General features: G+C 27.0%; 24 protein-coding genes. 23 read left to right on the forward strand and 1 reads right to left on the reverse strand.

The features are described from left to right. Window positions 1-22: 22 nt before the first annotated feature. On the reverse strand, window positions 23-1198 hold the full coding sequence (gene rodA / locus HGAG_RS01515) for a rod shape-determining protein RodA (RefSeq protein WP_019117615.1): 1176 nt from the start codon (window positions 1196-1198) through the stop codon (window positions 23-25). Between the two features lie 97 nt (window positions 1199-1295). On the opposite strand from rodA, the gene nth reads away from it, so the two are divergent. The 23 genes from nth to HGAG_RS12370 all read left to right on the forward strand — a co-directional run bounded on the left by nth (window position 1296) and on the right by HGAG_RS12370 (window position 24248). Beyond that, complete coding sequence (gene nth, locus HGAG_RS01520; protein WP_019117616.1) at window positions 1296-1943, forward strand: endonuclease III; 648 nt, start codon at window positions 1296-1298, stop codon at window positions 1941-1943. After that, the gene (locus HGAG_RS01525) at window positions 1940-2773 is read left to right on the forward strand and encodes a Cof-type HAD-IIB family hydrolase (RefSeq protein ID WP_019117617.1); all 834 of its coding nucleotides are present in this window, start codon (window positions 1940-1942) and stop codon (window positions 2771-2773) included. The genes nth and HGAG_RS01525 overlap by 4 nt, the downstream gene beginning before the upstream one ends. Then, window positions 2766-3236 (forward strand): tRNA (cytidine(34)-2'-O)-methyltransferase, encoded by a 471-nt coding sequence (locus HGAG_RS01530; RefSeq protein ID WP_019117618.1) that lies wholly within the window; start codon window positions 2766-2768, stop codon window positions 3234-3236. Before HGAG_RS01525 ends, HGAG_RS01530 begins: the two co-directional genes overlap by 8 nt. Then, entirely contained in the window at window positions 3237-4163 is a 927-nt protein-coding gene (gene trxB / locus HGAG_RS01535) for a thioredoxin-disulfide reductase (RefSeq protein ID WP_019117619.1), read from the forward strand. 77 nt (window positions 4164-4240) lie between these two features. Continuing rightward, window positions 4241-5248 (forward strand): type I glyceraldehyde-3-phosphate dehydrogenase, encoded by a 1008-nt coding sequence (gene gap, locus HGAG_RS01540; RefSeq protein WP_004838887.1) that lies wholly within the window; start codon window positions 4241-4243, stop codon window positions 5246-5248. A gap of 47 nt (window positions 5249-5295) precedes the next feature. Beyond that, window positions 5296-6492, forward strand: a complete 1197-nt coding sequence (locus HGAG_RS01545; RefSeq protein WP_019117620.1) for a phosphoglycerate kinase — start codon at window positions 5296-5298, stop codon at window positions 6490-6492. A 9-nt stretch (window positions 6493-6501) separates the two neighbouring features. Next, window positions 6502-7254, forward strand: coding sequence for a triose-phosphate isomerase (gene tpiA, locus HGAG_RS01550; RefSeq protein ID WP_019117621.1), 753 nt, complete (start codon window positions 6502-6504; stop codon window positions 7252-7254). 18 nt (window positions 7255-7272) lie between these two features. Beyond that, window positions 7273-8568: a phosphopyruvate hydratase gene (gene eno, locus HGAG_RS01555; protein WP_019117622.1), complete on the forward strand. Its 1296-nt coding sequence runs from the start codon at window positions 7273-7275 to the stop codon at window positions 8566-8568. Window positions 8569-8676: 108 nt separating this feature from the next. Further along, entirely contained in the window at window positions 8677-8904 is a 228-nt protein-coding gene (gene secG / locus HGAG_RS01560; RefSeq protein ID WP_004838883.1) for a preprotein translocase subunit SecG, read from the forward strand. A gap of 77 nt (window positions 8905-8981) precedes the next feature. Then, window positions 8982-11102, forward strand: coding sequence for a ribonuclease R (rnr, locus tag HGAG_RS01565; RefSeq protein ID WP_019117623.1), 2121 nt, complete (start codon window positions 8982-8984; stop codon window positions 11100-11102). After that, window positions 11086-11529, forward strand: a complete 444-nt coding sequence (gene smpB / locus HGAG_RS01570) for an SsrA-binding protein SmpB (RefSeq protein WP_019117624.1) — start codon at window positions 11086-11088, stop codon at window positions 11527-11529. Before rnr ends, smpB begins: the two co-directional genes overlap by 17 nt. Before the next feature lie 4 nt (window positions 11530-11533). Further along, window positions 11534-12235 (forward strand): ABC transporter ATP-binding protein, encoded by a 702-nt coding sequence (locus HGAG_RS01575; RefSeq protein ID WP_019117625.1) that lies wholly within the window; start codon window positions 11534-11536, stop codon window positions 12233-12235. 1 nt (window position 12236) lies between these two features. After that, window positions 12237-15704 (forward strand): FtsX-like permease family protein, encoded by a 3468-nt coding sequence (locus tag HGAG_RS10385; RefSeq protein ID WP_019117626.1) that lies wholly within the window; start codon window positions 12237-12239, stop codon window positions 15702-15704. An 83-nt stretch (window positions 15705-15787) separates the two neighbouring features. Continuing rightward, complete coding sequence (locus tag HGAG_RS01585) at window positions 15788-16357, forward strand: histidine phosphatase family protein (RefSeq protein ID WP_019117627.1); 570 nt, start codon at window positions 15788-15790, stop codon at window positions 16355-16357. Then, window positions 16354-17385, forward strand: coding sequence for a metallophosphoesterase family protein (locus HGAG_RS01590; protein WP_019117628.1), 1032 nt, complete (start codon window positions 16354-16356; stop codon window positions 17383-17385). Before HGAG_RS01585 ends, HGAG_RS01590 begins: the two co-directional genes overlap by 4 nt. Beyond that, window positions 17378-19288 carry an ATP-binding protein gene (locus HGAG_RS01595; protein ID WP_019117629.1) on the forward strand — a complete coding sequence of 637 codons (1911 nt, stop codon included), beginning with the start codon at window positions 17378-17380 and terminating at the stop codon, window positions 19286-19288. The genes HGAG_RS01590 and HGAG_RS01595 overlap by 8 nt, the downstream gene beginning before the upstream one ends. After that, window positions 19285-19965: a metallophosphoesterase gene (locus HGAG_RS01600; protein WP_004838875.1), complete on the forward strand. Its 681-nt coding sequence runs from the start codon at window positions 19285-19287 to the stop codon at window positions 19963-19965. The genes HGAG_RS01595 and HGAG_RS01600 overlap by 4 nt, the downstream gene beginning before the upstream one ends. Next, window positions 19965-20498 carry a class IV adenylate cyclase gene (locus tag HGAG_RS01605; RefSeq protein ID WP_019117630.1) on the forward strand — a complete coding sequence of 178 codons (534 nt, stop codon included), beginning with the start codon at window positions 19965-19967 and terminating at the stop codon, window positions 20496-20498. Before HGAG_RS01600 ends, HGAG_RS01605 begins: the two co-directional genes overlap by 1 nt. 58 nt (window positions 20499-20556) lie before the next feature. Continuing rightward, window positions 20557-21486, forward strand: coding sequence for an aspartate carbamoyltransferase (gene pyrB / locus HGAG_RS01610; protein WP_004838873.1), 930 nt, complete (start codon window positions 20557-20559; stop codon window positions 21484-21486). Next, complete coding sequence (locus HGAG_RS01615; protein WP_004838872.1) at window positions 21479-21907, forward strand: aspartate carbamoyltransferase regulatory subunit; 429 nt, start codon at window positions 21479-21481, stop codon at window positions 21905-21907. Before pyrB ends, HGAG_RS01615 begins: the two co-directional genes overlap by 8 nt. Continuing rightward, window positions 21907-23103, forward strand: coding sequence for a dihydroorotase (locus HGAG_RS01620; RefSeq protein WP_019117631.1), 1197 nt, complete (start codon window positions 21907-21909; stop codon window positions 23101-23103). Before HGAG_RS01615 ends, HGAG_RS01620 begins: the two co-directional genes overlap by 1 nt. Continuing rightward, window positions 23078-23944 (forward strand): orotidine-5'-phosphate decarboxylase, encoded by an 867-nt coding sequence (gene pyrF / locus HGAG_RS01625; RefSeq protein WP_019117632.1) that lies wholly within the window; start codon window positions 23078-23080, stop codon window positions 23942-23944. Before HGAG_RS01620 ends, pyrF begins: the two co-directional genes overlap by 26 nt. Beyond that, the gene (locus tag HGAG_RS12370) at window positions 23931-24248 is read left to right on the forward strand and encodes a ferredoxin reductase domain-containing protein (protein WP_341871698.1); all 318 of its coding nucleotides are present in this window, start codon (window positions 23931-23933) and stop codon (window positions 24246-24248) included. The genes pyrF and HGAG_RS12370 overlap by 14 nt, the downstream gene beginning before the upstream one ends. Window positions 24249-24265 lie beyond the last annotated feature (17 nt).

Below are 24265 nucleotides of genomic sequence, written 5' to 3' on the forward strand. Positions count from 1 at the left end.
ATTAATTTTTGCAAGGATTTTTTTATTTATTCTCAGATAAATTTATATTTTTATTAGGTGTATTTTTAAATTTTATAGTTTCGTAATAACTTGTATCTTCAATATCATAGGATGATTTTTGCATTGATGCTGATAGGGCAAGTCCTATATTTATAAAACAAATTAGTAAGAATGTTCCACCTGATGAAAAAAATGGGAGGGGAATTCCTGTTACAGGCATAAGTCCTATAGTCATTGCCACATTTTCAAAAATATGGACAAAAAACATTGCACAGATACCAGCAACCATTAAAGAAATAAAGTAGTTTTTTGAATTTTTGCTTATTGTTAAAAGTCTATAAATCATAATTACAAAAGCAATTAACATTAGTATAGCTCCAATAAATCCTAATTCTTCTGCAAGAACTGAGAATATAAAATCACTTTCTTTTTCTGGAATATAACCATATTGTGCTTGAGTTCCTTGCATAAATCCTCTACCAGATAACATTCCTGAAGCAATAGCTATTAAACCTTGTTGTTGTTGCCATCCACTTCCTGATGTATCCCTTGATGGGTCTAAAAAATCGTGAATTCTATCAGCCTTATAGCCTTCTAGATTTAATAATAAAAACAAAGCTCCCAAAACTGCCACAGCTAAAAGTCCAACAATCCATTTCCAAGAAAGACCTGCCAAAAAAAGCATTACAGCTATAAAGAAAATATAAACCATAGCTGTACCAAAATCTGGTTGCAACAAAATAAAAACTATTGGCAAAAATGCAAAAATTAAAGTTTTTATCAATCTTGATGGATTGTTAATTTCGTCCTTATATTTTTCTAAATATGCTGCTAAGGCAAAAATAATTCCTATTTTTGTAATTTCTGATGGTTGGATTTGAACAGGTCCAATAATTAGCCAAGAATTTGAACCCCATCTTTCAGCACCTTGTCCTAAAAAAATAGTTAAAATCAAAAGCAATAGAGAAACTCCATAAACTGGGTAAGCTGCTTTTTTTAAAACATCTAGATCCATTGTGCAAATAAGTATTATAAAAGAAAATCCTAAAATACTAGCAATAATTTGGCTTTTAATTTCTGAAAAATTTCCAGAAAAAGCAGAATAAAGGACAAATAGTCCATATATACTCAAAAAAGTTGTGCTCAAAAACAAAAGCCAATCAAATTTTTTGAATTCTTTTTTCTTTATATTAAACATTTAATCACTCCAATTCAAAAATAATTATATAATAGACAGAAAATTTCTTCAATTAATATTTTTATATTTAAGGGTATAATGATAAAACGATAAAGAGGTGATAATTATTTTAAACAAAAGTGAAATTAATGAAGTTGTTGATAGATTAGATCAAATGTATCCAAATTTAGATAAAAGTTTTTTAGATTTTACAACGCCATTTGAGCTTTTAATTGCAACAATTTTGTCTGCCCAATGTACAGATGTTAGGGTAAATAAAGTTACAAGCAATATGTTTAAATTCGCAAATACTCCAGAAGATTTTTCTAATATGGATATAAAAGAAATTGAATCTTATATAAAAACTTGTGGTTTATATAAAAATAAGGCAAAAAATATAAAAAATGCCTCAATAATGCTTATTAGAGAATTTGATGGAAAAGTTCCAAATAATATGAAAGATTTAACAAAACTTCCAGGCGTTGGAAGAAAAACTGCCAATGTTGTAATGAGCAATGCTTTTGGCATTGATGCAATAGCAGTAGATACTCATGTTCAAAGAGTTTCAAATAGAATTGGACTTGCAGCTAGCAAAGATGTTTTGAATACAGAAAAAGATTTAAGAAAAAATTTGCCAAAAGAAAAATGGTCAAAACTTCATCACCAAATAATTGCTCATGGAAGAAAAATTTGTAAGGCAAGAAATCCCTTATGTGAAGAATGTGATTTAAGAGATTTATGCGAAGATTATAAGGAGAGAAGATGATAAAATTATTTGCAATGGACTTGGATGGAACAAGTCTTGACAATAATTCAATTTTAAGAAAAGAAACAATAGATGCCCTAAAAAAATTAGATGAAAATGGAATTAAATTTGTATTTACATCAGGCAGAGCTATGCCTTCAGTTAGATATTTAATGTCTTTAACAGGCATTGATAATCCATTTGTTACAAACAATGGAGCACTTGCTATGATAAATAAAGAAAAACCAATATACACAAAAGGAATTGAAGATAAAAAAATCAAAGAGCTTATAAATTTTAGCGAAAACTATGAGCTTTCCTATCAATTTTATGACGTAGATACATACTATTCAAACAGAATTAGACCAGAAAGATTTAATCATTTGAAAAAAGATAGTCAGTACGGAATGAATTATCAAGTGAATTTTTCATTTTCAACAAATCCATTAAAAGAATTAAATAATAGAAAAAATACCGCCTTAAAATTTCAAATTTTTCCAGATGTAGAAAAAAAAGAAGAAAAGATTATGGTTTTAGAAAAAGTTAAAGAGTTAGACCTTTATGCTACAAGCTCAAATGATAAAGTTATTGAGATTATGGAAAAAGATGTAAACAAGTTTAATGGAATAAGTGAGATAGGAAGTTTTCTGGGTATAAATAAAAATGAGATTGCAGCAATTGGAGATCAAGATAATGACATTCCTATGTTAGAAAATTCAATACTATCATTTGCTATGGGAAATTCTATTGAAAAGGTAAAGGAAGTTTGCGACTATACTGTTTCAACAAATGAAAATTTTGGCTTAGTTGAGGCAATAAATATAGTATTGGAGAAAAATTCCCATGTTTAATATAGTTTTAATTTCACCAGAACATCCTGGAAATGTAGGAAATATTTCAAGAACCTGTGTATTAACCGAATCAAGACTCCATTTAATAAGACCATTTAAATTTGATTTTTCAGATAAAAGTTTAAAAAAAGCAGGCATTGATTATTGGGATAAACTTGATTTAGTAGTTCACGACTCAATGGAAGAATTTTTGGAATATATAAAAGGGAAAAATATTTATCTTATTGAAACTGGTAGTGATAAAAATTATGCAGATATTTCTTACAAAGATGGAGATTATTTGATTTTTGGCAGGGAAAAAGAAGGAATTGATAAAAAAATAATAGAAAAATTTAAAGATAGGGTTTATACAATTCCAATGACAAAAAATATGGATAGGTCACTTAATTTAGCCAATTCAGTTGCAATAGTTTTATATGAAGGTCTTAGGCAAAATAATTTTTTAATTAATAGAGGTGATTAAATGTTTGATGTAATTATTATAGGAGCAGGCCCTGCGGGACTTACAGCAGGTCTTTATGCAGGAAGAGCAAAATTAAAAACATTAATTTTAGAAAAAGATATAGCAGGTGGACAAATTGCTACAACAGAACATGTAGAAAATTATCCAGGATCAATGAAAGATGCTGGTGGACTTGCCCTATCTGATAGAATGGAAGAACAAGCCAAACAGTTTTGCGATATAAAATATCAAGAAGTAACAAAAGTAGAACTTTTGGGCGATGTTAAAAAAGTTTATACAAAAGATGAAGTTTATGAAACGAAAGTTGTAATCCTTTCAACAGGAGCAAGCCATAGAAAATTAAATGTAAAAGGCGAAAAAGAATTTGCAAATCTTGGAGTTTCATATTGTTCAACTTGTGATGGTCCATTTTATCAAGGACTAGATATTTATGTAGTAGGTGGTGGAGAAGCTGCCCTTGAAGAAGCTTTGTACCTTACAAAATTTGGAAAAAGTGTAACAATAATTCACAGAAGAGAAGGACTTAGAGCAAGTCAAACTGTTATTGATAGATGCAAAGATAATGAAAAAATTTCTTTCTTATTAAATTATACAGTTGAAGAAATAAAAGGAGATAGCGAAGTAAAAGAATTAGTTTTGAAAAATACACAAACTAATGAATTAAAAACAATAAAAAATGACGACGATAGTCCAATTGGAGTTTTTGTATATATAGGAAATGTTCCACAAACAGATTTGTTTAAAGACCAAGTTGAATTAGAAAATGGATATATTCCAACAGATGAGGATATGAAAACAAATGTTAAAGGAGTATTTGCTGTAGGAGACACTAGAGTCAAAAAAATTAGGCAAATGGTAACAGCTGCAAGTGATGGATGTATTGCTAGCGAAATGGCAAATAAGTATATTGAAAATGGTAATTGGTAGAACTAACTTGACAAAAAAACGTCAATTAGTAAAATAATTATTGTAAAACACATTGAAAAAGCACTTAGGAGGAAATAATGACAACAAAAGTAGCTATTAATGGATTTGGAAGAATAGGACGTCTTACACTAAGAAGAATTTCTGAAGTAGAAGAAAATATTGAAGTAGTAGCAATCAATGACCTTATTGATAAAAAAGGTTTATTATATGCATTTAAATATGATACTGCTCAAGGAAGATTTAACGGAGATGCTGAACTAACAGATGATGGATTTAAAATCAATGGCAAAGATATCAAAGTTTTTGCTGAAAGAAATCCAGAAGATTTACCTTGGAAAGAATTAGGTGTTGATATAGTGCTTGAATGTACAGGATTCTTTACAGAAAAAGAAAAAGCAGAAGCACACATAAAAGCTGGAGCTAAAAAAGTTCTTATTTCTGCACCAGGAAAAGGAGATTTAAAAACAATAGTATTTGGAGTAAATCATGAAATACTTGATGGATCTGAAACTGTAGTTTCTGGAGCAAGTTGTACAACAAACTGCTTAGCACCAATGGTTAACGTTCTAAAAAATGAATTTGGATTTGTTTCAGGACAAATGTCAACAATCCATGCTTATACAGCTACACAAGCTATTCAAGATACACCAGCTTCTAAAAAAGACTTAAGAGGTGGTAGAGCTGCAGCACAAAATACAATTCCTGCATCAACAGGAGCTGCAAAAGCTGTAGGAAAAGTACTTCCAGAAGTAGAAGGAAAAATTGACGGTTCTGCATTGAGAGTTCCAACAATTACAGGATCTATTACAGAACTATACTCAGTATTAGAAAAGAAAGTTACAGTAGAAGAAGTTAATGCAGCAATGAAAAAATACTCATCAGATGCATTTGCTTACACAGAAGATGATATTGTATCAAGCGATATAATAGGTTATCCAGCAGGTTCAATATTTGATTCTCAACTTACAAAAATAGTTGAAGGAACAGATGGAACTCAAGTTGTTAAAACTGTTGCATGGTATGACAATGAAATGGGATACGTATCTAACCTAGTTAGAACACTTGATTACTTAGCAAATCTTTAAGAGTTAGACAGGCGAGATATTATTCTCGCCTTTTTTAGAGGAGAATTATGAATAAAAAAACTGTAAAAGACTTAAATGTTGAAGGTAAAAAAGTTTTGGTAAGAGTAGACTTTAACGTTCCTTTATCAAAAGACGGAAATCATACAATTTCTGATGATACAAGAATAAAAGCTGCCCTTCCAACAATTGACTACCTATTAGAAAATAATGCAAAAGTTATTTTGATGAGCCATTTGGGAAGACCAAAAGGAGAAGCAAATCCAGAATTTTCATTAAAACCAGTAGCAGAGTGGTTAGAAAATCACTATGGAGAAAAATTCCACTTTTTACCATCAGATGTAGTAGTTGATGAAAAAGTAAAAGAGGAAGTAGAAAAGCTTGAAAATGGAAATCTTGCTTTGCTTGAAAATACAAGATATGTAAAAGGCGAAACAAAAAATGACCCAGAATTTGCAAAAGAATTATCATCACTTGCTGATTTGTTTGTAAATGATGCTTTTGGAACAAGCCACAGAGCTCACGCTTCTAATGTTGGTGTAGCAAGTAATCTTGAAAGTGCTGTAGGATTTTTAATTCAAAAAGAAATTGAAATAATGGGCAAAGCTTTGGAAAATCCAGAAAAACCATTCGTTTCAATCCTAGGTGGAGCAAAAGTTTCAGATAAAATTGGCGTAATAGAAAATTTAATTTCAAAAGTTGATTATATTTTAATCGGCGGAGGAATGGCTTATACTTTCTTAAAAGCGCAAGGAAAAGAAATAGGAAAATCACTTCTTGAAGAAGACAAGATGGATTTGTCTTTAGAATTAATTAAAAAAGCTGAAGCAAATAATGTAAAAATACTTTTACCAAAAGATGTAGTTATTGCTGATGAAATAAAAGAAGATGCTGAAACTGAAATAGTTGATATTGATAATATCCCACAAGATAAAGAAGCTTTAGATATTGGACCAAAAACTGCAAAAGAATATGCTGATATTATAAAGAAAGCAAAAACAGTTGTATGGAATGGACCTATGGGAGTATTTGAAGTAAAAGTATTTGCTAATGGAACTAATGAAGTAGCAAAAGCCTTGGCAGATTCTTCTGCAACAACAATAGTAGGTGGTGGAGATAGTGCACTTGCTATAGAAGAAGCAGGATATAAGGATAAAATTACTCACGTATCAACAGGTGGTGGAGCAAGTCTAGAATTTTTAGAAGGAAAAACTCTACCAGGAATTGATTGTATAGATGAAAAATAAGGAGTAGATATGCGTACACCTGTAATAGTAGGAAATTGGAAAATGAATATGACTCCTAGCGAAGCTAAATCTTTGCTAGAAGAATTAGTAGAACTTGACCTTGATGAAAGCGTAGAAAAAGGTGTTTGTGTACCAGCGATTGACCTTTTACTTGCAAGTGAGATTTTAAAAGATTCAGATATAAAATTTGGTGCTCAAAACATGTACTTTGAAGAAAGTGGAGCTTATACTGGAGAAATTTCTCCAAAAATGTTAAATGACATAAAAGCTGATTACGTAATTTTGGGACACTCTGAAAGACGTGAATATTTTAATGAAGACGATGAACTAATCAACAAAAAAGTCCTTTCAGCACTTGATCATGATATAGTTCCAATTCTTTGTGTTGGCGAAACTTTAGAAGAAAGAGAAGCTAATAAACAAGAAGAAAAAGTTAAAGAACAACTTGAAAAAGATCTTAAAGGAATTGAAGGTAAAGATATAACAAAAGTTATTATTGCTTACGAACCAATCTGGGCTATAGGAACTGGCAAGACTGCATCTGCAGAAGATGCTGATGACATGTGTGCTTTTATTAGAAATTATATAAAAGAAGCATTCTGTGAAGATTGTGCTGGAAAAATTAGAATTCAATATGGTGGTTCAATGAAACCAGCTAATGTTAAAGAATTATTAGCAAAAGAAAATATTGACGGTGGACTAATAGGTGGAGCAAGCCTTAAAGCAAATGACTTTGAACAATTAATTAATCACAAAAAATAAAAATATAAGGAGAATAAGATGAGCTTAATTTCAAGCGTATATGCTAGACAAATATTAGATTCAAGAGGAAATCCAACTGTAGAAGTTGAAGTAGTAACAGAAGAAGGTGGTTTCGGTAGAGCAAGCGTACCATCAGGCGCATCAACAGGTGAATGGGAAGCAGTTGAACTAAGAGATGGCGATAAAGATTATTATTTAGGAAAATCTGTTCTTAAAGCTGTTAATAATGTAAATGAAATCATAGCTGAAGAATTAGAATTTACTTATGATGTTTCTGATCAAATCGGAATAGATAAAGCAATGATTGAACTTGATGGAACAGAAAATAAAGGAAAATTAGGTGCAAATGCAATTCTTGGAGTTTCTCTTGCAGTAGCAAAAGCTGCAGCAGATGAACAAGGTGTTTCTCTATATAATTATATTGGAGGAGCTAATGCAAAGCTTCTTCCTACACCAATGATGAATATTTTAAATGGTGGAGAACACGCTGATAACTCTGTAGATATTCAAGAATTTATGATTTTCCCACTAGGAGCTGAAAGTTTTTCACATGCTTTACAAATGGGCGCAGAAGTATTCCACAGCCTTAAAAAAGTTCTTTCAAACAAAGGCTACAATACAGCTGTAGGTGATGAAGGTGGATTTGCTCCAAACTTAAAATCAAATGAAGAAGCTCTAGAAATTATCTGTGAAGCTATAAAAGAAGCAGGCTATGAACCAGGAAAAGATGTTTATATAGCTATGGACTGTGCATCAAGTGAATTTTACAACAAAGAAGATGGAAAATATCATTTAGATGGAGAAGGCACAGTTAAAACAGAAGATGAAATGATTGATTGGTTAGAAGAATTAGTAGGAAAATATCCAATTATTTCAATCGAAGATGGACTTGATGAAAATGACTGGGAAGGATGGGCAAAACTTACAAAAAGACTTGGAAATAAAGTTCAATTAGTAGGGGATGACCTATTCGTAACAAATACTAAAAAACTTGAAAAAGGAATTAAAGAAGGCGTTGCTAACTCTATCCTTATCAAAGTAAACCAAATAGGTTCTTTAACTGAAACATTAAATGCTATTGAAATGGCAAAAGAAGCAGGATATACTGCAGTTGTTTCTCACAGATCAGGAGAAACTGAAGATACAACAATTTCAGACTTAGTTGTAGCTGTTAATGCTGGACAAATTAAAACTGGAGCTCCATCAAGAACTGATAGAGTTGCAAAATATAATCAACTTCTAAGAATTGAAGATGAATTATTTGATACAGCTAAGTTTAAAGGACTTAAAGCATTCTATAATATTAATAAATAATATTATTATTTAATAAATAGAGGGGTAAAATAATAGAAAGCCCCTCTTTTTATTGTAAAATTTATATAATTGTGATATTATAAAATAGTATGAAAACGGAGGTGTCAGATGACAACAGTATTATCAGTATTATTGATGATAGCTTCTGTAATTTTGGTTATAGCAGTAACCTTACAAGAACCAAAAACTGATGGGCTTGGAACCTTAGCTGGTCAAGAAACAAATGTATTTGGTAGAAGCGCTCATAAATCAAAAAACGAAATGTTAGATAAGGTTGTAATTTTTGCAGGTGTTGTCTTATTTTTATTAAGTACAATACTTCTTGCAATAAACTAAGGGGTTTAGTAAAGATTTTTAATTTGTAAGGCAAGTTAAGAAGGCTTTCACTAGCCTCTTTTTTAATAGGAGAAAATATGAATTTTAAAGATTTAATTATAAATATAGTAAACGATAAAAATTACAAGCCAATGACTATTGATGAGATGTTAAGATATTTGGATTGTGATAAGTATATAAAAAAAGATGTAAAAAAAATTATTAAAAAACTTGCTAAAGAAAATGAAATCAAAATAAGCTCAAAAAATAAAATTCATCCATTAAGTAATGATGATAAATCACTTATGGGAGAAATTTCACTCGCTCAAGGTGGATATGGATTTTTTATTTCTGATAATAATGAATATATGGATGTTTTTATTTCTCAAAATAATTTAAATTCAGCAAATGACAAAGATAGGGTTAAAATTGAAATTATAAAAGAAAAAGAATATGGGAAAAATGCTGAAGGAAAAGTAGTAGAAATTCTTCAAAGAAATACAAATCAAATTGTTGGACTTTATAAAAAAAATAAGGGATTTGGATTTGTAATAAGCGATAGAGATAACTTATCTTCAGATATTTATATTGATGAAAAATTTTCAAAAAAAGCAAAAAATAATGACAAGGTAGTTTGTGAAATTATAAAATATCCAAAAAATGGCTCTCCAGAAGGAAAAATTGTAGAAGTTTTAGGAAATAAAAATGATTTTAATGTTGATGTTTTATCAATAATAAGATCTTACGGATTAAAAGATAATTTTTCAAAAAAAACAAAAAAAGAAGCTGTTTTTATTGAAAAAGAAATAGATATTTCAAAACAAAAAGATAGAAAAGATTTAAGGGATTTATTTACAGTTACGATTGATGGTAGGGATTCTAAAGATTTTGATGATGCAATATCTATAGAAAAAGATGAAGAAGATTTTATTTTATATGTTCATATTGCAGATGTAAGCCATTATGTAAAAGAAAATAGTGAAATTGATAAGGAAGCTTATCAAAGAGGAAATTCAACTTATTTATACAATATAGTTTTGCCTATGCTACCAGAGGAATTATCTAATGGAATATGTTCTTTAAATCCAAATGAAAATAGACTTGCTTTAAGTTTAAAAATGAGAATTAACAAATCAGGTAAAGTTGTTGATTATAAAATATATAAGTCTATGATCAAATCTAACTATAGGTTAGTCTACGATGATGTAAATGATTATTTGGATAATAAAGACAAAGTTTATGATGATGAAATTTTGATAGAAAAATTAGAATTATTTGACAAATTATACAAAATTTTAAAAAATAAAAGAGAAAAAAGAGGAGCTATAGATTTTAATTTTACGGAAAGTCAAATTGATGTAAATGAAAAAGGAGATGTTTTAAATATTTCTATTTTTGAAAGAGGATCTGCAAATAAAATGATAGAGGAATTTATGTTAGTTTCAAATGAAACTATAGCTAGTTTATTTGCTTACATGGATTTTCCATCATTATATAGAATTCATGAAAAGCCAAAAGATGAAAAGGTAGAATCTTTCAAAAATATTTTAAACACATTAGGCTATAATATTAAGGGAAAAGAACTTCATCCAAAAGATTTCCAAGAAATTTTAAAAGAAGTTTCAGGAAAAGATGATGAAAGTCTTGTAAATATGTTAATGCTTAGGACAATGAGAAAAGCAAAATATGCAAATTATAGGGATATTCATTTTGGTTTAGCAACAAAATATTATACACATTTTACAGCTCCTATAAGAAGGTATCCTGATTTAATTGTTCATAGGCTTGTAAAAGATTTTGTTGATAATAAATTTGAAAATATAAGCCAATCATCATTAGAAAAACAATTAGCAAAAAATGCAGAACACTTATCAATTACAGAAAGAAATAGTGAAGAATGTGAAAGAGATGTAGAAGATTTATATAAGTGTAAATATATGAAAAAATATATTGGAGAGAAATTTCAAGGAATTATTTCAACGATTACAGATTTTGGGATTTTTATTGAACTTGAAAATACGGTTGAAGGATGTTTTATGTATAAATTTTCTGACGATCATTTTGAATATATTGAACAAAAGCTATCTTGTGTAAATAGAGATAATAATAAAAGATATAAAATTGGACAAAAAGTTTTGATTGAAGTTAAAAATGTAGATCTTGAAAAAAGAAATATAGATTTCGATTTGTTGGAGGAAGAATTTGAAAATTTTAGCTAATAATAAAAAAGCAAAACATGATTATTTTTTGGAAGAAAAATATGAGGCTGGAATTGAATTAAAGGGAAATGAAGTAAAAAGTATAAGAGAAGGAAAAGTTTCGATAAAGGAATCTCACGTTGGGGATTATAAGGGAGAATTATTTATTTATAATATGAATGTTACACCTTATGAACAATCCTACGAAAAAAATATTGATCCAATTAGAACTAGAAAGCTTTTGCTTCATAAAAAAGAAATTGATAAATTAATTGGAAAAGTTTCTCAAGCAGGTTATACTATGATTGTAAATAAAATTTACCTAAAAGATGGCTTGATCAAAGCGGAAATTGCTCTTGCAAAGGGTAAAAAAATCTATGATAAAAGAGAAACTATAAAGAAAAATGATGCTAAAAGAAAAATAGAAAGAGCACTCAAAAATTATTAATGATATGGCATATATAGAATTAAAAAATGTATACAAGTATTTTGAAGTTGGTAGAAATAAGATTGTTGCAAATGATAATATTAATTTAAGTATAGATGAAGGCGAGCTTGTTATAATTGTAGGAGCAAGTGGAGCAGGAAAGACTACACTTTTAAATTTAATTGGTGGAATGGATACTTTAAGTGATGGAGAAATAATTGTTGATAAGAAAAACCTATCAAAAATGAATGAAAAAGAATTGACTAAATATAGAAGAGATGACGTAGGTTTTGTTTTTCAATTTTATAATTTAATACCAAATCTTACAAGCATCGAAAATGTTGAGCTTGCTAGTGAAATCGCAAAAGATAATATGGATGCTGAAAAAGCCTTGGATGAGGTAGGACTTTCTCATAGAAAGAATTCTTTTCCTTCTCAACTTTCAGGTGGGGAACAACAAAGAGTAGCAATTGCAAGAGCAATTGCCAAAAACCCAAAACTTTTATTGTGCGATGAGCCAACAGGAGCTTTGGATTATAAAACTGGAAAATCAATTTTGAAATTATTGCAAGATACTGCAAAAAATTTAAACACTACTGTAATTATTATAACTCATAATGGTGCAATAAAAGATATAGCAGATAAGGTTTTTGAACTAAAAGATGGCACAATTGTAAATTCTTATGTCAATGAAAATCCGGAAAATGTTGAAAATATAGAGTGGTAAAATGAAAAAAAATAATTATTATAGGTCAATTTTTAGGGATATAAAACAAACCAAAGGCAAGATTTTTTCGATTTTTGTTATGATAATGCTTGCTTCTATGGTTGTTGTTGCCCTTTTTATGACTGGGCCTTCAATGCGAAAAACTCTAAATAAGACTTTAAATAAAAATAAACATCCAGATATAATTATTAAAGCAACTTATGGAATTAAAAACGAAGATAAGTTAATTATCGAAAAGGATGAGGATATTGATAAGCTTGCTTATAAAAAAAATTTGGATTTATATGCTAAAGATAAGCTTATTTCTGTAAAATCTTATGATAAAGATATTGAAAAATTAAATATAATAAAGGGAAGAAAAATCAAAAATGATGAAGAAATAATTTTAGATGAATTATTGAAAAAAAATTATAAACTAGGCGACTATATATATTTTAAGTCAATAGATGATGAAAAATTAGATGATTTACTAAAATATAAAAAATATAAGGTCGTAGGTTTTGCAAATTCTTCTGAATATTTGATGGATGAAGTAAGGGATGTTTCTTATAAGGGAAAAGAAATGGTTTTTTCTTTTGCCTATATAAACAAAGATAATTTTAAAACTGATGAGATTAGTGAAGTTGATATTAGTTATAAAAAAACAAAAAATATGGATAGATTTTCTGATGAATATAAATCTTATGTAAAAGAAAAAAGAGAAAATCTAAAAAAAGATTTAAAAAACAGACCTAGTCAAGTTTTAAAAAGAGTAAAAGCTGATGCTAATAAAAAACTTAATGAAAAAGAAAATGAACTATCTTCTAGTGAGAAAAAATTACAAGAACAAAAAGATAAACTTATAGATGCAAACGAAAAGTTGTTAGATGGTATAAATTCATACAACAAAGCAGAAGATGAATTTAAGGTTAAAATTAACGATGCCTATGAAAAGTTAGGTGCATCAAAAAAACAAATTGACCAAGGATTTTCTAAATTAAATAGTGGTAAAAAAAGCTACAATAAAAATTTTCTTTCTTTTAATGAACAAATGAAAAAAAATGAAGAAAAATTAAACGATTCAAAAGAGAAAATAGATAAGGCTTATGAAGAAATTGATAAAAATTATAATAAGATAAATTCGAGCAAGTCTTTAATCGAAAATTCTTTTTTAGAAAAAAAAGCTATGCTTAAAAATTTGGAAGATAAAAAAAATGAGGAAAATACAAATCTAACAAATTACAAATCTGAATTAAATGAAATAAATTCAAAAATAGAAAATTTAGAGAAAAAATTAGAAGTATTATCAAACTTGAGTGATAATGAAGAAAATAAAAAAGAAATTGAAAATATAAAAAAAGAATTACTTTCTTTAAATGAAAAAAAAGAAGATTTAAATATTAAAATTTCTCAAAGTGAAATTATATTGGATAAGTTAAATAAGGAGTATTTAGCAAATAAAAATAAATTTGATGAAGCTTACCAAAATGCTATGAGTCCAATAAATGAAAATTTGAAAAAATTAGATAAAGCAAAAAGAGAGTTGGATGAAAAAAACTCTTTATATAAGCTATCAAAAGAGAAATTTGAAAAAGAAAAAATTGATGCATCAAATAAATTAAAACAAGGCAAGATAGAACTTGATAATAATGAAAAAAAATTAAACTCAGCTTTGATTTCTTATAAGAATGGAAAAAGAAAATTAGATGATGAAAAAATTAAGGGAGAAGAAAAGTTAAAGTCTTCTTTTAATGAACTTTTAGAAAAAGAAAGTGAGCTTGATAAGGCGAATAAAAAGTTTGAAGACGAAGAAAAAAAGGCTAAAAATAAAATCAAAAAGGGATATGAAAAAATTAATGAAGCTCGAGAAAATTTGGTAAATTTAATTGATCCTACTTATGAATTTGAAAGCATATTTTTAAATAAATCTATTGATAGCTATTACAAAAATAGTTTAAATATGGACGAATTATCAAAAGTTTTTCCAACATTTTTTTATTTTATCGCCCTTCTTGTTTCTCTTACAACAATAAAAAGATATATTGAAGAACAAAGAATACAAAACGGAACTTTGAAAGCTTTGGGTTATTCTAATTTTGATATAGGTAGAAAATTTTTTATTTACGGATTAATTCCTACGATTTTTGGTTCTTTAATCGGTTCATTAATTGGAAAATATATAGTTTGTAAAGTTATTTTTAAAGCATATTCAACTGGATTTAGAGTTTTAGATTTGGAATTTATAAATTCGTTTTGGATAATTTTATTTACTATATTTTTATCTACTTTTTTAATTTCACTAACTGTTTATTTTACAAGCATAAGCGAAGTAAAAGAGCAAACAGCAGATTTATTAAGAGCTAAAGCTCCAAAAAATGGATCTAGGATATTTCTTGAAAAAATTAAATTTATTTGGAATAGCCTATCTTTTATGACAAAAATTACATTTAGAAATTTATTTAGGTATAAATCTAGAATGTTTATGACAATTTTTGGAGTGGGTGGTTGTACTGCACTTTTATTTTTTGGTTTTGCCATGATTGATTCTGTTAAAGATACATCTAAATTGCAAAAACAAGAAATTACAAAATATGATTTTATATCAATTTTTGATAAAAATGCCAAAAAAGAAGATAAAAAATCTTATGAAAGTATTTTAAAAGATACAGAATCTATGAAAATTATCTATGAGAATGTAGATGTAAGCTTGAAAGATAAAAATAAAAAAGTTAATTTAATTGTTTTTGATGATAGAGAAAGAATTGATGATTTTATAAAAATAAGGGATAAAAATAAGAAAAAAATTTCACTTGATAATAATAAAGTTGTAATTAGTAAAAATTTATCAAATAATTTAAAATCAAACAAAAAATTAAAATTTGAATTAGATTATAAAATTGTAGAAACGGACATTAAAGATATTGCCGAAAATTATATTGATGATTATATTTATATGACAAAAAATGCATATAAAAATAAATTTGGCAAAGATTTTATTGCAAATGCTAATCTAGTAAAAGCAGGCGGTCAAATTAAAAATAAAATATTGGAAAATAAAATAAGTCAAAGTATTATAGAGCCAAGTAAATTTTACGAAACGATGGACACTTTAATGGCAAATTTAAATCTAGTAATTGGAATTATTACCGTGGTTTCTATGCTACTTGCCGTTGTAGTTTTGTATAATTTGACTAATATTAATGTGAGCGAGAGAAAAAAAGAACTTGCAACTACAAAAGTTTTAGGATTTTATCCTAGAGAAACAACTTCCTATATTTATAGGGAAACATATATTTTAACATTTTTTGGCATTATTCTTGGATATATTTTGGGATATATTATGCTAAGATATGTTTTAATTGTAGCAGCACCAGATGGAATTTTTATTTCTTACAAAACTCATTTATCATCATATATATTTTCTGCCTTTATAACATTATTTACATCATTTTTGATAATGTTGATTGTTCATTTTAAATTAAAAAAATAAATATGGCAGAAGCAATGAAAGCAGGCGAATAAAAAGCATTCGAGCCTGCTTTTTTTATATGTTATAATAATAAAGGTGATAATATGAAAATAATATTTTTAAGACATGGATTAACAGAATCAAATAAAGAATTAAAATTTTCAACTCCTAAAACAAAACTTTCAAAAAAAGCTTATATTGATTTGGATAAAAGCAAAAAAAATTTAAAAAATTACAAAATAGATAAGGTCTTCACATCAAAATTAATAAGAAGTCAAGAAACAGCAAAATATTTGGGCTTTGATGAATTTATTGAAGATGAAAGATTAAATGAATTAGATTTTGGGGATTTTAAGGGACAAAAAGTTTTAGATACAAAAGAAAAATATAAAGATTTCTATGAAAATTTAAAAAATAATCCTTACTCAACTAAATATCCTAATGGAGAAAGCGTTGAAGATTTAATAAAAAGAGTTAATGATTTTATAAAAGAAAAATCTACTTATGATGGAAATATTTTGTGTGTAAGTCATGGAATTGCAATTAGAGCAACTTTATTTACAGTCTTAAAAGATTTGGACAATTTCAAAAATTTTTGGATAGATAACGGCTCTATTACAGTTTTTGATATAAGTGAAAATAAAACAATGATTGAGTGTGTGAATTTGATATGAAATTTCTCCATATTTCTGATATACATTTGGCTGATAAATTGGATTTTGATAGTTCATATAGCAAGCTTATAAGAAAAATAAAATGGGATAGCTTTGAAAAAATTTTGAAAGAAAGTAAGGATGTAGATTTCTTGTTAATTTCGGGAGACCTTTTTGAAAGAGATTATTTTAGTTTAAAGGATTATCAAAAATTATTTGAAATATTTGAAGAATTTTCTAAAAATATATATTATCTTTGCGGAAACCACGATTATATAGATTCAAAAAATGAAATATTTTTCTCAGATAAACCTAAAAATCTTCACATATTTTCTAGTGAAAAATTTGATTTTTTTGAATATGAAAATGTAAGAATTTATGGGATTTCTTATAATGATAGGATATTTGATAAAAATTTTAACTATAATATAAGGCTTGATTACAATTTTTATAATATCTTTTTAGGTCATGGGGAATTTAATCAAAATAATTCAACTTATATGAATTTAAATTTGGAAAAAATAAAAAATCTTAAATTTGATTATGTTGGTTTGGGACATATTCACAAAAGAGAAGAGTTTTTTAAAAATATTTTTTATGTAGGAAGTATAGAACCAGTTAGTTTCAAAGATAAGGGCGATTTTGGCTATAATTTAGTAGATGATTATGGCATAAATTTTATAGATTCTTCACAAATGAGTTTTAAAAGTTTAAAAATTGACTTAAACAATTTTGAAAATTTTGATGAATTAAAAAAATATTTGGCAAATTTTTTGGAGAAAAAATATAATTTTTTATCTATAAATTTATTAAATTATGATAAATTTGCTTTTGATGAGAAAAGTTTAAAGGAAAAATTAGATATTACTTATCTTAAAATTAATAGGGAAAAAAGCATAGATTATTATGAAAATTTAGGAAAAATTTACGAATCTTCTTTGCTTGGAGATTTTTATAAAAATGTTAAAGATTTGGATATGGAAGATCCTATTAATAAAAGATGTTTAGAAATTGGCTTTGATGCCATATTGAGGAGCAAGGATGAGTAAGGTTTTTATTAAAGAATTGAATTTAATTTCTTTTGGTAAATTTCAAAATAAATCCATAAAATTAAATCAAAATTTCAATTTAATTTATGGGGATAATGAAAGTGGTAAATCTACAATTTCTGATTTTATTGAAGGAGTATTTTATGGCTTTGATGATGGAAATAATAAAAGGCATTTCTCCTATAAAAAAGAAAAATACAAACCTTTAGGCTCTTATAAATATTTTGGGAATTTGATCTTATCATCTAATAATGAGGATTTTAGGATAGAAAGAAATTTTGATGATGGTTCATATAAAATATATAACTTGTCTTTGAAAAAAGAAATTTTGGGAAAAAAATCAAATTTGAATTTTCCTGGAGAATATTTTTTAAAATTAAATTATTCTTTGTATAAGAGTATAGCAAACAATTACCAACTTCAAAGTTTTGATAAGGATTCTAAAAAGGTTGTAATAGATTTTTTAAAAAATCCATCAAATGATATAATTTTTTCTCAATTAAAAGCTATTGATAATATAAAAGATTGGCTAAATAAAATTGGAAGTTCAAGGGCATATACAAAGCCTTATGCAAAAACTTTAAAAGAATTGGAAAATAAAAATGAAAAATTGGATAATATTAGAAATCTTAGAAAATCCTATAATAACGACATAATAAATTTGAAAAGACAAAGAGAAGAAATAAAACTCTTAGAAGAAAATCTCAAAAAATTAAAAATTGATAGGGATAATTACAGAAAATTTAAAGCAAATTCTAATTATATTGAAGAAAAATCTAGGCAAGACCAGCTTAAAATAATTGATAAAAAATTAGAAGAATATAAGGAATTTTCAGGAATTGACAAAGTATTTTTTGATAATCTTGATAGGCTTTTGGAAAAGCAGGATGATTTTTATAAGAATAAAAAAGATAATAAGATAAATTTACTTTATTTTTTAATAGGATTTATGATTTTATTTGTATCAATTTTTACAAAAAAATATTTTATTTTATTATTCCTGCTTCCACTTTTTTTATTTTATTTTTTTAAAGGTAAAATTTTAAATATAAATAGCAGAGAAGAGATTAGCAATTTAAATATAAAAATAAAAAATGAATTTGCTAAAATTTCTGTAAATTCTAAATCTTCTTATAAAAATGCAAAAAACAAATACAAAGACTATGAAAAATTAATTATAGAAAGAGATAAGACTTTAGAAATTTTAAATATTCTTCAAAAACAGGAAAAATATGATGTGCCTGTTGATTTTTCTTGTGATGAAATTGATATTTTGAAATTAGAAAATAAAATTAAATTTTACGAAAATTCATATTATAAACTTTTAGATGATAATTTAAAACTTGAAAAAAAGCTTGTAAGTGTTGAGGAAAAAATATCAAAAGAAGTTGATTTGATTGATGAAATTAATCAATTAAAGGAAAAATTAAATAATTTAGAAATAGAAATTTCTGCGTGCAATAAAGCTATAGATATTATAAGTTCAAACAAGGATAAATTTATTTATAATAAAAAAATTCTATCTCAATTTATTAGTCAAATAATTAGAGAAATTTCAAAGGGGAAATATAAAAAAATTGATTTTGACAAAAACCTAGAGCCTATCATAATAAGTTCTGATAATGAAATAATTGATATTGATAAAGTTTCAATAGGTTTTTTTGACCAAGTTAATTTTTCTTTAAGATTTGCTCTTTGTGAAAAATTATTAGATAATTTATTTTTGATTTTTGATGATGCTTTTATAAATTATGACAATGATAGGTTGAGGATGGCTTTGTTAAATTTGTTGGATTTATCAAAAAAATTTCAAATTATTTATTTTACATGTCACAAAAGAGAAAAAGATATTTTTGATGCAGAGGCTATTAATATAGATATAAAAAATATGGAGCAAGTATGATATATGCAATAGGAGATTTACATCTTGATTATACAGAAGAAAAATCCATGGAAGTATTTGGAAAATCATGGCTTAATTATCAAGAAAAAATATTTAACAATTGGAATAAGATTGTAAATTCTGATGATACAGTTTTGATTGTGGGGGATATTTCTTGGGCTATGAATATAGAAGACGCCTACATTGATCTTAAAAAAATCGATGATCTTAACGGAAATAAAATAATGCTAAAAGGCAATCATGATTATTGGTGGTCATCCTTAAAAAAACTCAATGAATTAGATTTAAAATCTATTAAATTTTTGCAAAATAATTCTTTTTTTGAACAAGGCTATGAAATTTGCGGAACAAGAGGATGGATTAGCAGAGATAATAGTGAATTTACAGAACACGATGAGAAAATTTTTAAAAGAGAGCTACAAAGACTTAAAAATTCATTGGACTCTAGTAAGACAAATAATAAAAAAATTGTTATATTACATTATCCACCTCTTAACAGCGATAAATCTTTGAATGAATTTTTTGGAATTTGTAAAGAGTATCAAGTAGAATGTGTATTGTATGGACATCTACATGGACCAGGGCATAAACAAATTTTTGAAGGTATAGTAGATGGTATAGAAATAAAATGTGTGGCAGGAGATTATATAAATTTTTTGCCAGAAAGGATAAGTTAATGGATAGAGAATTAGAAATCAAGGTATTAAATATTAATATCGAAGAAATTGAAGAAAAATTAAAAGCAAAAGGTGCAGAATTTTTGGGAGTAGAAATTCAAAAAAATTATACCTTTGCTCCAAAAAACGCAAAAGAATTTTCTAATGGTTATTTGAGAATTAGAGAAAAAACTGTAGATGATAAAAGAGAAGCTACAGAGCTAACTTTCAAAGAAGTTGTTGATAACAAAGATAATATAAGAGTAAATAATGAATACACTACTACAATAAATTCAACTTCAAATATGATAAAAATTTTAGAAGAAATTGGCTTAGTTGAAAGATATGTTGGCGATAAAAAAAGAATTTCTTATAATTATAGGGGACAAAGATTTGATATAGATATTTGGTCCAAAGATGTTTATCCTGATCCTTATATGGAAATTGAATTTACTAATGTAAATTTAATGGAAGAAATTCTAGATGAATTTGAAATTGATAGAAAAAATGTGACAAATGAATCAATTAACGAGTTAATCGAAAAGCGTAAATAATTATTGACGAGTCTATATGCTTTTGGTATAATAGTAAAAACAAAAAAAGGAGTGTCAAATGCTAAAGATTAAAAATTTGTTAAGTGCAGAAGATTTGTTTAAAGATGATTTACTTGAAATAATTGATTTAGCAGAAGACATAATGAAGAGTCCTGAAAAATTTTCCAATTATTGTAATGGAAAGTTATTAGGGACTCTTTTTTTTGAGCCTTCTACTAGAACAAGACTTTCTTTTGAATCAGCAATGTTAAGACTTGGAGGAAGTGTTGAAGGATTTTCAAATCCAAAAGCATCAAGCCAAGCTAAGGGAGAAAGCTTACAAGATACAATTAGAACTGTAAGCCAATACGTTGATGTAATTGCAATGCGCCATCCACAAGAAGGAGCTGCAAAATTATCATCAGAAACATCTGATTGTCCAATAATAAATGCAGGAGATGGTGGACATCAACATCCAACTCAAACTCTTACAGATATTTTGACAATTTCAACTTATAAGAAAAGACTTGAAGGATTAAAAATAGGAATTTGTGGAGATTTAAAATATGGAAGAACTGTTCACTCTTTACTTAAAGTTATGACCTTATTTGATAATAACGAATATGTTCTAATTTCTCCAGAAGAATTAAAACTTCCTAACTACATTAAAAAAAGTGTTTTTGAAAAAAATAATATAGAATATGTTGAAAAAAGATCTTTGGATAATTCTATAGATGATCTAGATATTTTATATATGACAAGAATCCAAAAAGAAAGATTTTTCTCTGACAACCAATATACAAGATTAAAAGATTCTTACGTATTAAATAGAGAAAAATTAGCTAATGCAAAAAAAGATCTTGCAATCCTACATCCACTTCCAAGAGTAAATGAAATTGACAAAGATGTGGATGATGATCCTAGAGCTTTATATTTCCAACAAGTTAAATGCGGAATGTATGCTAGAATGGCACTAATTATAAAATTATTGGAGGCTAATAATGATTGAGATTACTTCATTAAAAAATGGAATTGTAATAGACCATATTAAACCAGGATTAGGAATAAAAATTTTTAATCTTTTAAATCTAGACCAACTTGATGATGAAGTTGCACTAATATTAAACGCAAATTCTTCCTCTCAAGGAAAAAAAGATATAGTAAAAATTGCAAATAACTTAGATATTAATTTAGATGCTGTATCAATAATAGACCCAAGTGCAACAGTAAACTTCATTGAAGAAGAAAAAGTTGTAGAAAAGAAACAATTAGAATTACCAGAAGTTAGCAAGGGAATTTTAAAATGTCAAAATCCAACTTGCGTATCAACCACAGAAAGAAATATTGAAAGCAAATTTATATTGATAGATAAAAAAGAAAAAATGTACAAATGTGCTTATTGCGATCACATATATGATGTGGAGGAATAATGAAACAAATTTTTACAAATCTTGTTGCCATTGATGATATAAATATATCAAAAAGGGACATCTTTGTAGAAGATGGATTTATAACAACTGAATTTAAATCTGATGAGGAAACTGAGATTATAGACTGTAATGGTCTTGTCTTGGTTCCTTCTTTTGTGGACATGCATACTCATTTTAGAGATCCTGGATTTACCTACAAAGAAGATTTAAAAACAGGATCAATGTCAGCTCTAAAAGGTGGATATACAACTGTAAATTTAATGCCAAATACAAATCCAATTGTATCAAGCAAAAAAGTATATGAGGATATTGTTAAAAGAGCAAAAGATTTAGATTTAATAGATATAAAACAAGTTTACTCAATAACAAAAGATTTCAAAAGCGATGACCTATCTCATTTAAAAGATTTACCAGAAGGATTATTGTTCTTGTCAAATGATGGTAAGGGAGTTGATGATGATTTTTCCATGTATCAAGCCATAAAAATCGCAAAGAAAAATAATTTAAAATTTACCTTGCATGAAGAATGTAAGGAAATTTCAAAATATGATTATGAAATAGCAGAAGATGTTATGACTTTGAGAGATTGTTATTTATCTTATAAGATGGATATGCCAATTCATTTTTCTCACGTTTCTACAAAAGGAGCAATTGAGGCAATAAGATATTTTAAAGATTTGGGAGCGAAAATCACGTGCGAAGTAACACCTCATCATATATATTTTTCTGATAGAAAAGAGTTAAAAGTAAATCCACCAATTAGAAAAGAAAAAGATAGATTGGCTTTATTAAATATGATAAAAAAAGGATATGTTGATTGTATAGCCACAGACCATGCTCCTCATTCAAAGGAGGAAAAAGAAAACGGTAAGCCAGGTTTCATTGGACTTGAAACAGCTTTTTCAACTTCTTATATGACTTTAGTGAAAAGTGGAATTATTTCATTAAATGATTTAATCAGGTTAATGTCAACAAATCCATCAAAACTTCTTGAAATAAAAAAAGGAAAAATAGAAGAAGGATATATGGCTGATTTTACTCTTATAGATTTGGATAAAATATACGAATATAAAGAAGAAGATATTTTATCAAAATCAAAAAATTCATTATTTATAAATCAAAAACTCCAAGGACAAATAGTAAGAGTTTACAAGAAAGGAATTTTGAAATATGACCTTAATGGAAAGACTTTATAAAAAAATCGAAGAAAATGGATTTGTTTGCGTTGGTCTTGATACATCACTAGATTATATTCCAGAAAAAATGAAGAAAAATAAAAGTGTAAGCGAACAATTATTTGATTTCAATAAGGAAATTATTGACAATACAAAAGATGTTTGTGCTATTTATAAAGTTCAAATTGCCTACTACGAATCTTATGGTATTGAAGGAATGCTTGCTTACAAAAATACTTTAAAATATTTAAGAGAAAATGATTTGTTATCAATTGCTGATGTAAAAAGATCAGATATTGCTCAAAGTGCAAGTCAATATGCAAAAGCACATTTTTCTGGAGATTTTGAGGCTGATTTTATGACTTTAAACCCTTATATGGGAATGGATTCAATTTCTCCATATCTTGAATTTATAAAAAATAAAGATAAAGGAGTATTTGTTCTTTTAAGAACTTCAAATCCAGGAGCAAATGATTTTGAATGTTTAAGATTAAAAGATGACAGCGAATTATTTTATACAATTGGAGATAAATTAAAAGAATTAAATGATAAATTGATTGATGATTCAGGATACGGACCAATTGGACTTGTAGTTGGTGCAACTCACAAAGAGGAAGTTGAAAAAATTAGAAAAAGATATAATAATATGTTTTTCTTGATTCCAGGTTTTGGAGCACAAAAAGCCGATTCATTAAATGTTTATAATTTATTAAATTCATTAAATGGAGGAGTTGTAAATTCATCAAGGGCAATACTTAAAAATTATTTAAACTATGATGATGGGGAAGATAAAATAGGATATTATGCAAGAGAAAAATGTATAGAAACTAGAAAGGAAATCCAAGCTAATGGAATCTTATAGAGAAGCTTCTGTAATTTTTAATAAAAAAATAAAGGATGATATTTATTTTTGTAAAATAAAAACCAAATTAAATGCAAAAGCAGGTCAATTTTTTATGTTAAGATGCGATAGCTTTAGAAATTCGCCCCTTCTTTCAAGACCCTTTGGTGTTTGTGATAAAGATGATGAGTCTATGTCTTTTTTATACCAAGTAAAAGGCGTTGGAACAAAAATTTTAAGTGATTTAAAAGAGGGTTCAAAAGTAAAAATATTAGGCCCTTTGGGAAATGGATTTGAAATAAAAAAGGAAAAAAAGCTGCAATAGTTGCTGGTGGAATTGGA

The sequence above is a fragment of the Anaerococcus obesiensis ph10 genome, assembly GCF_000311745.1.
Lineage (GTDB): Bacteria > Bacillota > Clostridia > Tissierellales > Peptoniphilaceae > Anaerococcus > Anaerococcus vaginalis.

Excerpts from the sequence above, each read along its gene's own strand:
- rodA (WP_019117615.1), bottom strand. The coding sequence starts at position 1,198 with ATGTTTAATATAAAGAAAAAAGAATTCAAAAAATTTGATTGGCTTTTG.
- HGAG_RS01525 (WP_019117617.1), top strand. The coding sequence starts at position 1,940 with ATGATAAAATTATTTGCAATGGACTTGGATGGAACAAGTCTTGACAAT.
- HGAG_RS01530 (WP_019117618.1), top strand. The coding sequence starts at position 2,766 with ATGTTTAATATAGTTTTAATTTCACCAGAACATCCTGGAAATGTAGGA.
- trxB (WP_019117619.1), top strand. The coding sequence starts at position 3,237 with ATGTTTGATGTAATTATTATAGGAGCAGGCCCTGCGGGACTTACAGCA.
- gap (WP_004838887.1), top strand. The coding sequence starts at position 4,241 with ATGACAACAAAAGTAGCTATTAATGGATTTGGAAGAATAGGACGTCTT.
- HGAG_RS01545 (WP_019117620.1), top strand. The coding sequence starts at position 5,296 with ATGAATAAAAAAACTGTAAAAGACTTAAATGTTGAAGGTAAAAAAGTT.
- tpiA (WP_019117621.1), top strand. The coding sequence starts at position 6,502 with ATGCGTACACCTGTAATAGTAGGAAATTGGAAAATGAATATGACTCCT.
- eno (WP_019117622.1), top strand. The coding sequence starts at position 7,273 with ATGAGCTTAATTTCAAGCGTATATGCTAGACAAATATTAGATTCAAGA.
- secG (WP_004838883.1), top strand. The coding sequence starts at position 8,677 with ATGACAACAGTATTATCAGTATTATTGATGATAGCTTCTGTAATTTTG.
- rnr (WP_019117623.1), top strand. The coding sequence starts at position 8,982 with ATGAATTTTAAAGATTTAATTATAAATATAGTAAACGATAAAAATTAC.
- HGAG_RS01575 (WP_019117625.1), top strand. The coding sequence starts at position 11,534 with ATGGCATATATAGAATTAAAAAATGTATACAAGTATTTTGAAGTTGGT.
- HGAG_RS10385 (WP_019117626.1), top strand. The coding sequence starts at position 12,237 with ATGAAAAAAAATAATTATTATAGGTCAATTTTTAGGGATATAAAACAA.
- HGAG_RS01585 (WP_019117627.1), top strand. The coding sequence starts at position 15,788 with ATGAAAATAATATTTTTAAGACATGGATTAACAGAATCAAATAAAGAA.
- HGAG_RS01590 (WP_019117628.1), top strand. The coding sequence starts at position 16,354 with ATGAAATTTCTCCATATTTCTGATATACATTTGGCTGATAAATTGGAT.
- HGAG_RS01595 (WP_019117629.1), top strand. The coding sequence starts at position 17,378 with ATGAGTAAGGTTTTTATTAAAGAATTGAATTTAATTTCTTTTGGTAAA.
- HGAG_RS01600 (WP_004838875.1), top strand. The coding sequence starts at position 19,285 with ATGATATATGCAATAGGAGATTTACATCTTGATTATACAGAAGAAAAA.
- HGAG_RS01605 (WP_019117630.1), top strand. The coding sequence starts at position 19,965 with ATGGATAGAGAATTAGAAATCAAGGTATTAAATATTAATATCGAAGAA.
- pyrB (WP_004838873.1), top strand. The coding sequence starts at position 20,557 with ATGCTAAAGATTAAAAATTTGTTAAGTGCAGAAGATTTGTTTAAAGAT.
- HGAG_RS01615 (WP_004838872.1), top strand. The coding sequence starts at position 21,479 with ATGATTGAGATTACTTCATTAAAAAATGGAATTGTAATAGACCATATT.
- HGAG_RS01620 (WP_019117631.1), top strand. The coding sequence starts at position 21,907 with ATGAAACAAATTTTTACAAATCTTGTTGCCATTGATGATATAAATATA.
- pyrF (WP_019117632.1), top strand. The coding sequence starts at position 23,078 with ATGACCTTAATGGAAAGACTTTATAAAAAAATCGAAGAAAATGGATTT.
- HGAG_RS12370 (WP_341871698.1), top strand. The coding sequence starts at position 23,931 with ATGGAATCTTATAGAGAAGCTTCTGTAATTTTTAATAAAAAAATAAAG.